We start from the raw sequence: 14234 nt of genomic DNA, 5'->3' as shown, positions 1-14234 counted from the left end.
AAGCTATATTTCTTATAGCTGCATGGCGGCATTCTTCACGGCTTCTCGCAACCACGTTCCCGCACTGGAATGGTGCGTGCGGTCATGCCATAACTGGTAGTAACGCATCTGCGGCAGTGGCACCGGGGGCGCCAAAATCGCCACGGGCAGTTGCGCGGCATAGCGCTCACAAAACTGCCGCCCGGTAGTCAGCACTAGCAAGCTCGATGCCACCATCTGCGGCATCAAGCCAAAATGCGCGCACCGCACCGCAATCTTGCGCCGCAGCCCTTGGGCATTCAATGCGTCATCAATTACGCCCTTGGCGCCGGGGTGGGTGGGCATGGGCGCAATGTGCTCTGCCTCCAGCCAGTCTTGCGCCGACCAGCCACGGCGCACTGCCGGGTGGTTCTGGCTCACCAGGCAGACGGTGTCATCCGCAAACAGCTGCGCCATGCGCAACTCCGCAGGGGGCTGCGGCCAGTTACCGATCACCACGTCAACATCGCCATGGGCCAATTGGCCGCTGTAGTCCACGTCATGGCTCAAGGCCATGATTTCGACGGTGCACAGCGGCGCGTGTTTTTTGAGGTAGGCCACCAGTTTGGGCAGAAACTGGGGGTCCAGGTAATCGCTGGCCGCAATACGGAAGGTGCGTACTGCGCTGCGTGGGTCAAAGGCCCGCGCTTCGGTAAACAGGTGCTCAGCGGCCTGCAAGATTTCCGCCGAAGGCTGCAACATGCGCAACGCCGCATCCGTGGGCTGCATGCCGCTGCCCGAGCGCACCAAAATCGGGTCGCCCGACAAATCGCGCAAGCGTTTGAGGGCTGTCGAAACCGCCGGCTGGTGCATGCCAAGGCGCACCGCTGCACGCGATACGCTGCGCTCGGCAATCACCGTGTGCAAAACGCGTATCAGGTGCAGATCGATTTTTTCGAAAGGCGTGGTTTCTCGCATAAAAGCAATAAGGGCCGCGATTGCGACCCAGTATGCCAAGGCAACTTGAACCCAAGGGCAGGGATTATTCGGAGATCAATGCTGCTGGACGGCTTCACCCGTTAAAGCGGCTTCATCCAGCTTGGCTTGCCAATACGCCAATCGGGCGTTGTGGCGCGCCATGATGGCGGCATCGATCGCAACTTTGTGGGTGTCGGAGTAATCCTCCAGCTCATCCACCAATTGCAGCATCTTGCATTCCATTTGCGATATCCGTTCCACCAACTCGTCTTCCGCCGTTTTCTCCGTGCGCTGCGGGTTGGCCAGCACCACCAGCAGCTTGCCGGGGTCGGTCGTCCCCAAGGCGCGACACGCCTGGTCGTACTCGGCACGGATAGCGTTGAGCTCGTCCATCCGCTCATTGAAGCCTTCGCTGAGCACGGCTTTCAAATCGGCTTCGGCTTGCAAGTACGCAGCGTGGCAACGCAGTACCTCGGCTTCGCGCTGCAGGCGCTCGGCACGCGTGCGCGGGCCTTCCAGGCGAAACAGCATGGCAAAGATCAAAACCGCAGCCGCGCCATACCACAGCAACCAGTCAGGGGGAACTTGAAAGCCTCCCCAAGCCAGTACCGCAGTGCCCGCCCATGCAGCCATATAGACAGCCTGACTTTCCCAACGCACCTCACGCGGCACAGGGATGGGGGCCAGTTTGACCAACGAGTGAAACTGCGCAGGCTCTTGCCCATGGGGGGCCTGGAGCTTGGCAACACGCTGGGAAACTTCGTCAATATGAAACGCAGGCGGTGCGGATTCAGGCTGAGCAGATGCAGACCAGAACTTGAGGGAGCTTTTGGCGCGGCGCAAGAAGTTAATAAAGCTCATGTTGCGGCAAAAGATCCAAAAAGAGGTGGTCTTGGAGTTAAACGATCGCAAGGCTTGCCAGAGACCCAGCAAGCCTTGCACGGAAATTGCTAACAGAACGTGTATACAGATTGCAGCTTGGGGGCCAACACCTACATCGGTGGCGACCTTATTGCTGTAAACGCATGAACTGCATATGGAAGTCTATATGCCATCGCCAAGTCCGAGTGGCTTAATCACCAAAAAACCGTCAGATCGCAAGCCTATGTCCCCACGACCACTCCATTTTTTGCGTCGCGGTCAGCGCGTGACGCTGCACGATGTTCCCCCGGACCGCACGCTGCTGGAAGTGCTGCGAGAGGATCTGCATTGCACCGGCACCAAAGAAGGCTGTGGTGAAGGGGACTGCGGGGCGTGCACCGTTGTCATCGGTGAGCGCGTGCAAGACACGGATGGCCCGGCGCAGCTGCGTTACAAAGCCATCAACAGCTGCATCCGGCTGGCCCATTCCATCGATGGCATGGCGCTGTGGACGGTGGAAGACTTGACCCAGGACCCGCAGCTGCATCTGCCCGCCGGCAAAGACCTGCACCCGGTACAGGAATCGCTGCTGCAGTGCCACGGCACGCAATGCGGTTTCTGCACCCCCGGTTTCGTGATGAGCATGTTTGGCATGTACCAAAACCATGCGGGTGGCAGCCAGCTCGATCGCCAAGGCGCACAGGAAGCGCTTTCTGGCAATTTGTGCCGCTGCACGGGCTACCGCCCTATTTTGGATGCCGCCCGGCACATGGCCACCCTGCCCCCCGCCACGGTCGATGCACGTGCAGTTTTACAAAAACTAGAGCTGCTCGCGCTTGAAAAACAAGCACCTGAAGCTCAAAGTACCTACCAACGCGCAACCAGCCTGCGTGAGCTGCTACAACTTCGTGCAGACTACCCCCAGGCCCAGGTCGTGGCGGGCTGCACCGATGTCGGCCTCTGGGTCACCAAACAGCACCGGCGCTTTGACATGGTGCTGGATGTGACTGCCGCCGCCGAGCTGCAAACCATCACCCACACAGAGGGCCAGTTGCGCATTGGCGCGGCGGCCACGCTGGAAGCCGCATTCACCGCCCTGCGCAGCCACTGGCCCCAGCTGCACAGCTTTGCCGCACGCTTTGCCGGTTTGCCGGTGCGCAACAGCGGCACGCTGGGTGGGAATGTGGCCAATGGCTCGCCGATTGGCGACTCCATGCCGCTGCTGATTGCGCTGAATGCGCAGGTTGTGCTGGCCAGCGTGCGTGGCGAACGCAGCCTGCCGCTGGAGCAGCTGTACACCGGCTACCGCCAAAACGTGATCGCCCAGGATGAGTTGCTAGTGCGCATTGACGTGCCCGTGCCCCCGCTGAGCTCCGGCACCACCCAGCACCTGCGCGCCTACAAGGTCAGCAAGCGGCAAGACGATGACATCTCTGCCGTTTGCCTGGTGATGCACCTGCAGGTCAGCGAAGGCATCGTTACCCATGCCAGCGTGGGCGCGGGCGGCGTGGCCGCCACCCCCGCGCGCGCCGTGCAAACCGAAGCGGCATTGCGGTGCCAGCCCTGGACTGCGGCCACCGCGCACAGCGCCGGGCGCACCCTGCAGGCAGAGTTCAGCCCCATTTCTGACATGCGCGCCAGTGGCGACTATCGCAAGCACCTGCTGGGCAGCTTGATGCAGCGCTTCTGGCTGGAAAGCCAGGGCCAAGTCGGCGTATCGCTGCAAGACATTCGCGTGGAGGTCTCCGCATGAACACCGCTGCCACGCACACCACCGGCGTCATGGGCCAATCCCATGCCCACGAAAGCGCCAAGGCGCAAGTCTTGGGCGCCGCCCCTTACCTGGACGATCTGGCCGAGCTGCGCGGCACACTGTATGCCGCGCCCATTCTGTCCACCGTGGCCCACGGCACATTGCACGGCCTGGATTGCACCCATGCCCTGGCCATGCCCGGCGTCCACGGCGTGGTGCTGGCTGCCGATATACCGGGTGACCCCATCCTCGCCGCCTTTGGCCATGACGAGCCCATTTTTGCGCTCGACAAGGTCTGGCACGTCGGCCAGGTCATGGGGCTGGTGGTGGCTGACAGCGTCATGGCCGCGCGCCGTGCCGCCCGCAAAGTCAAGGCGGACATCACCCCACTGCCTGCGGTGCTGGACACCGCCACAGCCATTGCCCAGCAAAGCTTTGTGCTGCCACCCGTGCATGTGCGGCGCGGCGATGCCGATGCCGGTCTGGCCCGCGCCACCCACCGCCTGCAAGGCACGCTGGAAGTGGGCGGGCAAGAGCACTTTTACCTGGAAGGGCAAATTGCCTACGTCATTCCCCAAGAGCAAAACCAGTGGCTGGTGCACTCCAGCACCCAGCACCCGGGCGAAGTGCAAGAGTGGGTGGCCCACGCGCTTGGCATTGGTGCGCATGCCGTCACAGTGCAATGCCGCCGCATGGGCGGGGGCTTTGGCGGCAAAGAGACGCAAGCTGGGCATTTGGCCGTGTGGTCGGCCTTGGCAGCACGCAAGTTTGGCTGCCCCATCAAGCTGCGCCTGGACCGCGACGACGACTTTATGGTCACCGGCAAGCGCCACCCCTTCAGCTACGAGTGGGATGTGGGCTTTGATGACCAAGGGCAGATCACCGGGCTGAAGCTGCAAATGGCCGCCCACTGCGGCTTTAGCGCCGACTTGTCCGGCCCCGTGGCCGACCGCGCCATCTTCCACGCCGACAACGCCTACTTTTTGTCGGATGTCAGCATCACCTCCTACCGCTGCAAGCTCAACACCCAAAGCCACACTGCGTTTCGCGGCTTTGGCGGACCGCAGGGCGTGATCGTGATTGAAACCATCATGGGCGATATTGCGCGCACGCTAGGGCTGGATGCACTGGCCGTGCGCCAGCGCAATTACTACGACGCCGATGTGCAATCAGGCCGCGCCACCACGCACTACCAAATGGTGGTGGAAGACAATATCTTGCGCCCCATCACACAAAAACTAGAGCAGTCAGCGCACTACCAGCAAAGGCTAGCGGCCATTTCGGCTTGGAATTCTCAGAACACGGTGCTGCAGCGCGGGATTGCCCTCACTCCGGTCAAATTTGGCATCAGCTTTACCGCCACACTGTTCAACCAGGCCGGCGCGCTGGTGCATGTGTACACCGACGGCACGGTGCAGGTGAACCACGGCGGCACCGAAATGGGCCAGGGCCTGAATACCAAAGTGGCGCAGATCGTGGCCGATGAACTGGGCGTGCCGCTGGCGCAGGTGCAAGTCACCGCCAGCGACACCAGCAAAGTGCCCAACGCCAGCGCCACCGCCGCCAGCAGCGGCACCGACCTGAATGGCCGTGCCGCCCAATATGCCGCGCAAAAAGTGCGCAGCAATTTGGCGGCGTTTGTCGCAGGATTGGACAATTGCGGCGCAGGTGCGGTGGGTTTTTCTGGGGGAAAAATTCACTCGCCCAACGGATCTCGCGATTTCAAAGCCGTGGTCAAAGAAGCCTACGCCAACCGCATTCAGCTGTGGAGCGATGGTTTTTACCGCACCCCCAAAATCCACTACGACAAAACCACCCTCACCGGCCGTCCCTTCTACTACTTTGCCTACGGCGTGGCCTGCACCGAGGTGGCCATCGACACCCTCACCGGCGAATCCAAGGTGCTGGCGATTGATGTGCTGTACGACGCGGGCAAAAGCATCAACCCGGCCATCGACATCGGTCAGGTTGAAGGCGGTTTTGTGCAAGGCATGGGCTGGCTGACCACGGAACAACTGGTGTGGAACGACAAGGGGGTGCTGACCACCCACGCCCCCAGCACCTACAAAATTCCCGCCACGGGCGACATTCCCGAGCACTTTCAGGTACAGCTGTACCAAGAACCCAACCGCGAAGACAACGTAGGGGGCAGCAAAGCCGTGGGAGAGCCGCCCTTCATGCTGGCCATCAGCGTCTACGAAGCCCTGCGCCATGCCATTGCCAGCGCACGCGACCAGCAAGGTAAAACCGGCGTGGTGCAGCTGCAAGCCCCGGCAACCGCCGAGCATGTGTTGCAAGCGCTGCTGCGCTAGGGCGTATACCGCTTTGCAGCGGGATTAGGTTTCCAGTGAGGGCTGGGCTGCAATTTGGCCCACCGCCACTTGGCAGCGGCCCCGGCGCTTGGCCTCATAGCAGGCCATGTCGGCAGCGCGCACTGCCTGCTGGGGTGTGTGGCGCAGCGCATCCATGGCCACTATCCCCACGCTGATGCTCACCCAGTGGCGCTCGCCCCCCCAGCTGGGCTGCCAGCGCCATACGGCATCGCACAGCGCCTGCCCTACACCTTGGGCGTGGGCCAAGCTGATGCCCGGCAACAGCACAGCAAACTCATCGCCGCCCAAGCGTGCCACATTGCCTACCGGTTGGGTGTAGCTGGCAATCAAACGCCCCACATGCCGCAGCATTTTGTTGCCCATATCGCGCGATGTGGTCGCGTTCATCATGCCCAGATGGTCCAGGTCTGCGAACAGCAAACAGCCTTGCGTGGGCATGCCTGTGGAAAGATGGTGCCCTGTGTTTTCACAGTGCAAACTGTCCGTTACCCACGATTGCAGCGCCCACATGAACGCATCGCGGTTGGGCATGCCCGTTAAATCATCTCGCCAAGCATTTTCGTTGTCTGGCAGTGGCAAACTGCTGCGCAAGCGCCACGGAAGTTGCAAGCGCCACACCGTGGCCGAGGACAACTGCGAGGGAATCCATGCCAACGCATCTACCAGCACCACGTCCCCATCTTTTTTGCGCAACTGCACGGCCCCCTCAAAGCTGCCCAAATCCACCAGGGTGTGCCGCACCACCTCTAATGCAGCCTGGCTGTCAAACAGTTGCTCCATCGTGGGCTGCGCAGTCTCTACCCCAAAGTAGCCCAACATGACCGCAACCTGTGGTGTTGCCAGCGTGATGCGCCCTTCATGCTCCAAGAGCATGGCAGAGGGTACGGCTTCAAACATGGCCATGGCACCGGCTTGCAAAGACAGGCGCTGGGCATAGTCCAGCGCAGCTTGCGTTTTTTGCACTTCTTGCGCGGCAGCCTCTTGCCCATGCGCCGCAGGCTGCGCCCCCCCACTGCGCCCTGGCCAAGGTGCCAACCAACCCCAGAGCAATGCCGTTGCCAGCAAGCTCAGCAGCGCGGCTGCTGCGCCCAAGGCAGCCCACACACGCACTGGCAAACCTTGGTCGACCAGCAAATCCGCGGAGGTATCGCGCCATATCACCACCTGCCACTGCGGCAGCGGCAGTCCCACGCGACTCACTAAAAAATGCCCCCACTGCTGGGTATCTGCATTGGCCGCCGAAGGGTTGGACAAAGCCAGCCACGCCTTCTCATGGCCCAACGCCAGGTCGTTCAAATTTTTCCCACGCTGCAGGGCGTCGGAATGGGCCAACACCAGACCATCGCTACCAATCAGCATGTACTGCACATTCGGCAGCGGTGCTGCGGTATCCGGCATCAGCGCCGCCAGGGGCAGCTTCACGATGGCTGCCAACGCACCGGACACTTGCCCATCCTCACGGCGCATAGGCACGCTCAGCAGTACCCGCAAATGCTGGCTGTCGTCCAGCACTGGCACATGCGTAATAAAGGGCTTGCCCTCGGAGATCGTGCGCCGCAATCCATCCAGTCCTTGCGAGTCAATCTCTGTCACGGCCCCCACGGCACCATGGTGCGTCAGCCCCCCTGCGGGCAGCGCCACATGCAAACTGTCAAAAATCCGCAGCATGGAGCCGTCTTGCTGCATCAAGGCATCCAGCACTGCGGGATTGTCCAGCAAGCTGGTGTGCATGCCCTCTGCAATTGCAGTGAGCAGCCGCTGGTGCGTTTCCATGCGCGCAGTGAGCATGCGCGCCCACAAGTCGGCGTCCTGTGTCTGATGCGCTGCCAGGCGCTCCTGCGTGCGGGCATCCAGCACCCGCACCAAGCCCAAAGCACACAGCAGCATGGCAGCCAGTACCAGCACCACCTGCGCAACCAGGGTCATGCGAAAGCCTCTCCAGCGGGATGCAGGAGCCATTGGCAATGATGGCGGGGTGCTGGGAATGTGGTTCACGCCCCACTATAGGCACGCACTTGTAGGCACTTAAACGGGTAGAACCCTTGCCAGACAAGTACCGACAGCACAAAAAGCGAAGCACTGAAATGCAAAAGAGGCCTCTCGGCCTCTTAAGTACTCATCAGCAATTGCTAGCGCGTGCTTACATACCCGCAACGCTTTGTAAAGCGCTGGGTTGGGGCAGATTCAGTACATTGCCTGTGCCGGCAATCAAGCCATGCTCACGCAAGTGGCGCAATACGCGTGAAAACGTCTCAGGCGCAATCCCAAGCTGCGCGGCAATCGTGCGTTTGCGCTGATTCAGCGTCACCCGCATGGTGCCGTTGTCGGCATGCTGGGCATGGCGCAGCAGCCATTGGGCGCAACGCGTTTCAGCATCTTGAGCCAAGCGGCTGACGGCGGTTTCCGTTTGCTGGCAATAGCCATGGGCCATGTCGCGCACCAAGGTGGCTACGGTATCGGGCAGGCCGTCCAAGCTGCGCTGAAATGCCTGCAGCGAGATGCGGCGCAGGCGCACCCGGGAGTCAGTCACCATATCGACACCGCAAGGCTTGCCTGTGAGTGCAAACGCCGCATCCAGCCACGCGGGGCCTTCAACCACGCCGAGCTGGTGACGCATCTGTCCTTCGTCACGCACACCCAACACTACGCAGCCGCTGTCGAGGTACAGGACGGAGTCAGCACGCGAGCCGCGTTGGCGCAGCAGTTGACCGGCGGAAACCACCTCTGCTTGGGCCAAGGGATCAAATGAAGGGATGAGGAACATGGTCACGAACTGTGCCGCAGCCGCTACCCGAAGGTGTTGAGCCATGTCAATCTTTTCCTCCTGCCATACGGCCCAAAGCCTTGCTGCATCAGCCTTTGAACGAAAGCACTCGCCCCTGCATCTTCATATTTTCTTAATCTTCTTACATTTATCCGTCATAAAAAAACCGCAACACCAGGCTGCGGTCAGGGGTCTTGGCATGGCTGACCTGCATCCCGTGCACGCACAGCCTGTCAGCGCATCAACCCAGCGTCAAGGCGCAGGGGCACCACTTTCAAACCACTGCTGGAAAGCTGCACGCTCGTCGTTGCTCAGAGCACCGGGGTTGCCAAACGGCATTTTGCGCAGCAGCACCACCTGCTGGTAGATCTGCTGGGCGTGCGATTTGATGTCTTGCGGTGTATCAAACTTCACATTTTTCTGCGCAATCGTGGCAGCGCTGTGGCAGACCATGCAGTGCTGCTGCATGATGGCATGCACTTTTTCATAGCTGCCAGCGCTTGCACCACCTGCCTGAGGGGCTGATTCTTCTGATTTTTTCTCCGTATCACCTTGCAGTACCGACTGGCCGACCGGCGCAATCACAGCGGGACTGGCAGCGACTGCAGCAGGTGGCACAGGCTTGAGCCATGCGATCACACCCAAAAGCACCACCACGCCCACTGCTGCGTACTTCCAAGGGTGAGGGTTGCGGCCCAGCTTGTAGCCATGACGCATCACAAAGAACTGGCGAATGGCCGCACCGGCAAACATCATCAAAATCAGCACCAGCCAGTTCAGCTCGTGCGAGTACAGCCAGCCATAGTGGTTGGACAGCATGGCAAAGAGGACTGGCAGCGTGAAATAGGTGTTGTGCACGCTGCGCTGCTTGCCGCGCTTGCCGTGGATCGGATCCACAGGCTCACCGGCCTTGATCGAGGCCACCATTTTCTTTTGCCCGGGGATGATCCAGAAGAACACGTTGGCACTCATTGATGTCGCCAGCATGGCACCCATCAACAAGAACGCAGCCTGGCCGGGGAACAGCCTGCAAGCCAGGTACGAGGCCACACACACCAGCACCAAAACCATGGCGCCCACAATGCCGTCGCCGCCCTCTTTTTCACCAAAGAGGCGGCAGATGCCGTTGTAGAGCAGCCAAAACACCACCAGGAACGACAACGCCACGGCAATCGCCATGCCGCTGGACATGACGGGGTTGGCAGGGTTCACCAAATAGATGTTGGCGTTCCACAGGTAGGACACGGTCAGCAGCGCAAAGCCGGACAGCCAGGTGGTGTAGCTTTCCCAAAAGAACCAGTGCGTGTGCTCAGGCAGCTTGGGCGGCGCGCCGGCAAACTTTACGGGGTGGTAAAAACCGCCGCCGTGCAAGGCCCACAGCTCGCCGCTGACACCTTGTTTTTTGAGATCTTCATCGACCGGTGGGGTCAGGCTGCTGTCGAGAAAGACAAAGTAAAACGACGAGCCCACCCAGGCGATGGCGGTAATGACGTGGAGCCACCGCAACAGCAGGTTGGCCCAGTCGAGGATATAGCTTTCCATAGCACTCAACTCCGGTAGCACAAAGGCCACCAAGGATCAAACCTGCTCACCACTGCGGGCGCTCTGAGCAGAAGAAAGGGTCGCGCACCTGGGATGCAAGCATCAATTTGGGCACCGCTGCGACCTGTCTTTCGTCAAAGTGTATGCAATTTTTGTTGCCAAAAGCAGAAAAAACAGCCGCTCCTCGGGCAACTACCAAGGTCCCAGCAGCTCCCCCGTCAGGCAGCTGCAAGCTGCTGTGCACGCAGCTGCAATAACTGTGCCGCTACGGCAATGGCAATCACCTCCGGCTCTTTGCCGGCAATGCCGGGCAAACCGATCGGGCAGGTGATGTGGGCGATTTCGTCGGCACCAAAGCCACGCTCGGCCAGCCGCTTTTGAAACACCGCCCACTTGGTGGCGCTGCCAATCAGCCCGATAAAAGGCAGATCACCGCGCTCACGCTGGCGGAGCAGGCAGGCGCTGACAATGTCCAGATCTTCTGCGTGGCTAAAACTCATCACCAACACCAGCGATTGGGCGGGCAGATCACGCACCGCATGGTGTACCGGGCTGGAATGCTCGCAATGCAACTGCGCCATGGGCTGCGCGGGGAAAACGTCGTCCCTGCTATCGACCCAATGCACCAAAAAGGGTAGCGGCTGCAGCACACGCACCAGGGCGTGCCCCACATGTCCGGCCCCAAACAGCGCAACCGGCGCACGCGCTGGCTGCAGCCGCGCCAGCACGGCCTCAACATTGTGGGCATGCACGGCAGACCAGCGCACTTGCACCGCACCACCGCAGCACTGCCCCAGCGAAGGCCCCAGGGCCATACGCTGGGTGTAGGTATCGCCCGGCATGCCTTGCTGCAGCCAAGATCGCGCCATACGCATGGCTTCCCACTCCAGGTGGCCACCGCCAATCGTGCCCACCAGCGCCGTACCCTGCAGTGCCATCCAGGCCCCCGCACTGCGCGGTGCAGAGCCTTGTACGGCCTCTACCTCCACCAAACACACCGGCGCTTGCGCTGCCCACGCCCGCAGGCGCTCCCCATCATTCACCCCACACCTCATTTCTTTGCTGGCCGTGCCTGCACAGGCCTACAGCGCGCTATGCCAAGCACAAGGCTTGCCACTTTGCACACACTGCCACCGTGCGCGGCACGATCAGGATAAGCTAGCACCATGCCTGAAAAGTCTGCATCCCCATCTTCCCTCCCTAAACGCCATTGGCTATGGGGTGGCATGGCCACTGCGATGGCGGCATTGCTGGCTGCCTGTGGTGTCAAGCCGCCGCCGCGCCCGGATGCGCCCGATGCCGTAGTGCCCAGCAGCAATTCCAGCGTCAGCACCCCGCGCGCTTATCGCCAGGATGCCGCGCGCCACCTGTACGGGCAAAACGCCCACCGCATTTACAAAGGCAAACTACCCCCGCTGCTGTATGCCGTGGGGACGCTGGAAGTCAATCTGGACCGCAACGGCCAGGTGCGCAGCTTTAACTGGATGCGTGCACCCCGCCATGCACCTGAAGTGATCCGTGAAATTGAGCGCACCGTGCGCGCTGCCGCGCCTTTTCCAGTGGCCACCAAACTGGGCTATGTGACCTATACCGATACCTGGTTGTGGGACAAGTCCGGACAGTTCCAGCTGGACACGTTGACCGAAGGCCAGCGCGATGGCGGATAAGCCCGCGGGTGGCTGTGTATTGCTCGCCTTGGAGGCTGCGGATGCGGCGGCCTTCCAAGCGCTGCGCCTGCAAGCCCTGCGCGAGCACCCGGCGGCCTTCTTCGCCTCTCCCGAGGAGCAAGCCGCCATGTCGCTTGAGATCGTCGCGCAAGGCCTTGGCCCCAGCGCACAACGCTGGGCGATTGGGGCATGGCAGGGTGAGCAGCTGGTCGCCACCATGGGGCTGCAGCGGCACCTACGCTTCAAACTGGCACACAAAGCCGAAATTTGGGGGGTGTATGTCGCCCCCTCCCACCGCGGGCAAGGCATCGCCCATGCCATGCTGGCCCGCACCCTGGCCCATGCGCGCAGCATGACGGGGGTGCAGCAAGTGCATTTAGGGGTGCTCAGCAGCAACCAGGCGGCGATTGCGCTGTACCAGCGCCACGGTTTTGTGCGCTATGGCGTAGAGCCGCGCTGTGTATACGCTGCGGGCGCCTACCACGATGAGGACTGGATGGCTTGCATGCTGTAGTTGCCGTCACGCTGCCGCTGGTTCACCGCCTGCGGCACAACGGCCTACACCAACAAGCGTGCATGGCGCAGCAGCGCAGCTCAGCATCTGCGCAGTAACCTCATGCCATGCCTACCCTGTCTTCACACACCCTTGATACCGCGCAGACGCGCCGCCGCTGGCTGGCGGCAGGCCTGACTGCCAGCGCAGCCGGTGCACTGACCGCCTGCGGTGTGCCCATCGCACTGCCTGGCAAAGGCCGACCAGCCTCTGCCGCTTATGAACGCAAAGCCGCCAACCACCTGTATCAGCGCTATGCCTCACGCATTTACCGGGGCAAGCTGCCCGCCATGTTGTATGCCGTGGGCGTGCTGGAGATCAGCCTCAGCGGCAGCGGTCAGATACAGCGCCTGAACTGGATGCGCAAGCCCAGCCATGCCCCCGAAGTGGTGCGCGAAATTGAACGCCTGGTGCGTGCTGCCGCCCCCTTTCCACCCACCGGTGTGGGCAGCGTGAGCTACACCGACACGTGGCTGTGGGATCGCTCCGGGCGCTTTCAGCTCGACACGTTGTCCGAAGGGCAACTGGAAGGCGGTTAGGCCCGCACGCGAAAGGCAGCTTTCAAAACAAGAGCGGCTTGCGCTGGTTTGACAATAGTTTCGGCTACAAAAGCACCTGAAACCATTGCATATCCAGCGCAAGCCGCTCTCTTTATATTGATTCAGCAGTGCTCTGTGCGCAGAACGCGCACAGCCCACCCCATCAAGAACCACGGTAGGTGGAGTAACTCCACGGGCTGACCAGCAGCGGCACGTGGTAGTGCTGATCCACATGTGCCACACCAAAGTCCAAATTGACCACGGTCAGGAAATTGGGCGTGGGAAGTTGCACGCCTTTTGCTTTGAAGTAGCCTGCCACATTGAATGACAAGCGGTAGGTACCGGCCTTCAGGCTGTGGTTGTCAAACAGCGGCGCGTCGGTGCGACCATCGTGGTTCAGCGTCAAGTCTTTGACCAGCGTGGCCGTGTCACCGTCGGTGGCATACAGCTTCACTTGCATGCCTGCTGCAGGGCAGCCGTGCATGGTGTCCAGAACGTGGGTACTCAAGCCCATGGGGTAACTCCTTAATGTCTGCAGTTGCCGCGCAACCGCTTGTTCACTAAAAGTGTATACAATTTTTGCTACAACGCATCTATGATGATCCCTATGGAAACATCCTCCACCAGTGCCATTGCCGAAGCCCTGACCCGTGCCATCGTCGAGCACAAATTGCTGCCCGGCACCAAGCTGGCCGAACAAAAGCTGGCCGACCACTTTGGTGTCTCGCGCACCTTGGTCAGGCAAGCTTTGTTCCAGCTGTCGCAAAACCGCCTGGTCACGCTGGCCCCCGCACGCGGTGCGTTCGTGGCCACGCCTTCCGTCGACGAGGCCCAGCAAGTGTTTGCCGTGCGCCGCATGCTGGAGACTGAGATGACGCGCGCTTTTGTGCGCCAGGTCAAACCCGCGCAGATCAAAACCCTCAAGGCGCACATCGCTGCCGAGAAAAAAGCCATGGACCGCAACGATGTGGGCCAGCGCACCGAGCTGCTGGGCGACTTCCACGTGGTCATGGCCGAGCAAATGGGCAACCACGTGCTGGCGCAACTGCTGGGCGATCTGATTTCGCGCTGCGCGCTCATCACGCTGATGTACCAAAGCACCAGCGCTGCAGAGCACTCGCACGAAGAGCACGAAGCCATCGTCGCTGCCCTGGCTGCCAAAGACGAAGACACCGCCGTGCGCCTGATGCAAGAGCACTTGGAGCATGTGGAACAAGGCCTGACCTTTGACCGCGACATGCCCACCAACGATTTGTCGATGGCGCTCTCGAGCGTCACTTTGTAAG

General features: G+C 61.1%; 13 protein-coding genes. 6 read left to right on the top strand and 7 right to left on the bottom strand.

Features of this window, described 5'->3' with window-relative positions:
• Positions 1-12: 12 nt before the first annotated feature.
• Together B3R00_RS05895 and B3R00_RS05890 are read right to left on the bottom strand one after the other, a co-directional pair.
• A complete protein-coding gene (locus B3R00_RS05895) occupies positions 13-936 on the bottom strand; it encodes a LysR family transcriptional regulator (protein ID WP_219162499.1) in 924 nt (307 codons plus the stop codon).
• Between the two features lie 75 nt (positions 937-1011).
• Entirely contained in the window at positions 1012-1797 is a 786-nt protein-coding gene (locus B3R00_RS05890) for a hypothetical protein (RefSeq protein ID WP_286998017.1), read from the bottom strand.
• A 244-nt stretch (positions 1798-2041) separates the two neighbouring features.
• Here B3R00_RS05890 and xdhA point away from each other — a divergent pair, with 244 nt between their 5' ends.
• Positions 2042-3550, top strand: coding sequence for a xanthine dehydrogenase small subunit (gene xdhA, locus B3R00_RS05885; RefSeq protein WP_286998016.1), 1509 nt, complete (start codon positions 2042-2044; stop codon positions 3548-3550).
• Positions 3547-5862, top strand: a complete 2316-nt coding sequence (xdhB, locus tag B3R00_RS05880; protein ID WP_286998015.1) for a xanthine dehydrogenase molybdopterin binding subunit — start codon at positions 3547-3549, stop codon at positions 5860-5862. The genes xdhA and xdhB overlap by 4 nt, the downstream gene beginning before the upstream one ends.
• Before the next feature lie 24 nt (positions 5863-5886).
• On the opposite strand, the gene B3R00_RS05875 is transcribed toward xdhB, so the two are convergent.
• From B3R00_RS05875 to xdhC, 4 genes are all read right to left on the bottom strand, one after another.
• Positions 5887-7809, bottom strand: coding sequence for a sensor domain-containing diguanylate cyclase (locus tag B3R00_RS05875; RefSeq protein WP_286998014.1), 1923 nt, complete (start codon positions 7807-7809; stop codon positions 5887-5889).
• A gap of 214 nt (positions 7810-8023) precedes the next feature.
• On the bottom strand, positions 8024-8647 hold the full coding sequence (locus tag B3R00_RS05870; protein ID WP_174862799.1) for a Crp/Fnr family transcriptional regulator: 624 nt from the start codon (positions 8645-8647) through the stop codon (positions 8024-8026).
• Between the two features lie 252 nt (positions 8648-8899).
• Positions 8900-10189 carry a urate hydroxylase PuuD gene (locus tag B3R00_RS05865; protein WP_286998013.1) on the bottom strand — a complete coding sequence of 430 codons (1290 nt, stop codon included), beginning with the start codon at positions 10187-10189 and terminating at the stop codon, positions 8900-8902.
• Between the two features lie 218 nt (positions 10190-10407).
• Entirely contained in the window at positions 10408-11244 is an 837-nt protein-coding gene (gene xdhC / locus B3R00_RS05860; protein ID WP_376747628.1) for a xanthine dehydrogenase accessory protein XdhC, read from the bottom strand.
• A 111-nt stretch (positions 11245-11355) separates the two neighbouring features.
• Between xdhC and B3R00_RS05855 the strand changes: the two genes are divergently transcribed.
• From B3R00_RS05855 to B3R00_RS05845, 3 genes are all read left to right on the top strand, one after another.
• On the top strand, positions 11356-11856 hold the full coding sequence (locus B3R00_RS05855) for a hypothetical protein (RefSeq protein WP_286998009.1): 501 nt from the start codon (positions 11356-11358) through the stop codon (positions 11854-11856).
• On the top strand, positions 11846-12370 hold the full coding sequence (locus B3R00_RS05850; RefSeq protein ID WP_286998008.1) for a GNAT family N-acetyltransferase: 525 nt from the start codon (positions 11846-11848) through the stop codon (positions 12368-12370). The genes B3R00_RS05855 and B3R00_RS05850 overlap by 11 nt, the downstream gene beginning before the upstream one ends.
• Positions 12371-12477: 107 nt before the next feature.
• A complete protein-coding gene (locus tag B3R00_RS05845) occupies positions 12478-12948 on the top strand; it encodes a hypothetical protein (RefSeq protein ID WP_286998006.1) in 471 nt (156 codons plus the stop codon).
• A gap of 163 nt (positions 12949-13111) precedes the next feature.
• Here the strand turns inward: B3R00_RS05845 and uraH are convergent, their stop codons facing one another.
• Entirely contained in the window at positions 13112-13462 is a 351-nt protein-coding gene (gene uraH, locus B3R00_RS05840) for a hydroxyisourate hydrolase (protein WP_286998005.1), read from the bottom strand.
• Between the two features lie 93 nt (positions 13463-13555).
• Between uraH and B3R00_RS05835 the strand changes: the two genes are divergently transcribed.
• Complete coding sequence (locus B3R00_RS05835) at positions 13556-14233, top strand: GntR family transcriptional regulator (protein ID WP_219162510.1); 678 nt, start codon at positions 13556-13558, stop codon at positions 14231-14233.
• Position 14234: the final 1 nt, after the last annotated feature.

Source organism: Comamonas sp. UBA7840, assembly GCF_002501455.1.
Classification (GTDB): Bacteria; Pseudomonadota; Gammaproteobacteria; order Burkholderiales; family Burkholderiaceae_C; genus Comamonas; species Comamonas jiangduensis.
This window is presented reverse-complemented; position numbering and strand designations above follow the sequence as displayed.

Excerpts from the sequence above, each read along its gene's own strand:
- xdhB (WP_286998015.1), top strand. The coding sequence starts at position 3,547 with ATGAACACCGCTGCCACGCACACCACCGGCGTCATGGGCCAATCCCAT.
- B3R00_RS05850 (WP_286998008.1), top strand. The coding sequence starts at position 11,846 with ATGGCGGATAAGCCCGCGGGTGGCTGTGTATTGCTCGCCTTGGAGGCT.
- B3R00_RS05875 (WP_286998014.1), bottom strand. The coding sequence starts at position 7,809 with ATGACCCTGGTTGCGCAGGTGGTGCTGGTACTGGCTGCCATGCTGCTG.
- B3R00_RS05890 (WP_286998017.1), bottom strand. The coding sequence starts at position 1,797 with ATGAGCTTTATTAACTTCTTGCGCCGCGCCAAAAGCTCCCTCAAGTTC.
- B3R00_RS05845 (WP_286998006.1), top strand. The coding sequence starts at position 12,478 with ATGCCTACCCTGTCTTCACACACCCTTGATACCGCGCAGACGCGCCGC.
- uraH (WP_286998005.1), bottom strand. The coding sequence starts at position 13,462 with ATGGGCTTGAGTACCCACGTTCTGGACACCATGCACGGCTGCCCTGCA.
- B3R00_RS05870 (WP_174862799.1), bottom strand. The coding sequence starts at position 8,647 with ATGTTCCTCATCCCTTCATTTGATCCCTTGGCCCAAGCAGAGGTGGTT.
- B3R00_RS05835 (WP_219162510.1), top strand. The coding sequence starts at position 13,556 with ATGGAAACATCCTCCACCAGTGCCATTGCCGAAGCCCTGACCCGTGCC.
- xdhC (WP_376747628.1), bottom strand. The coding sequence starts at position 11,244 with ATGAGGTGTGGGGTGAATGATGGGGAGCGCCTGCGGGCGTGGGCAGCG.
- B3R00_RS05895 (WP_219162499.1), bottom strand. The coding sequence starts at position 936 with ATGCGAGAAACCACGCCTTTCGAAAAAATCGATCTGCACCTGATACGC.
- B3R00_RS05865 (WP_286998013.1), bottom strand. The coding sequence starts at position 10,189 with ATGGAAAGCTATATCCTCGACTGGGCCAACCTGCTGTTGCGGTGGCTC.
- B3R00_RS05855 (WP_286998009.1), top strand. The coding sequence starts at position 11,356 with ATGCCTGAAAAGTCTGCATCCCCATCTTCCCTCCCTAAACGCCATTGG.
- xdhA (WP_286998016.1), top strand. The coding sequence starts at position 2,042 with ATGTCCCCACGACCACTCCATTTTTTGCGTCGCGGTCAGCGCGTGACG.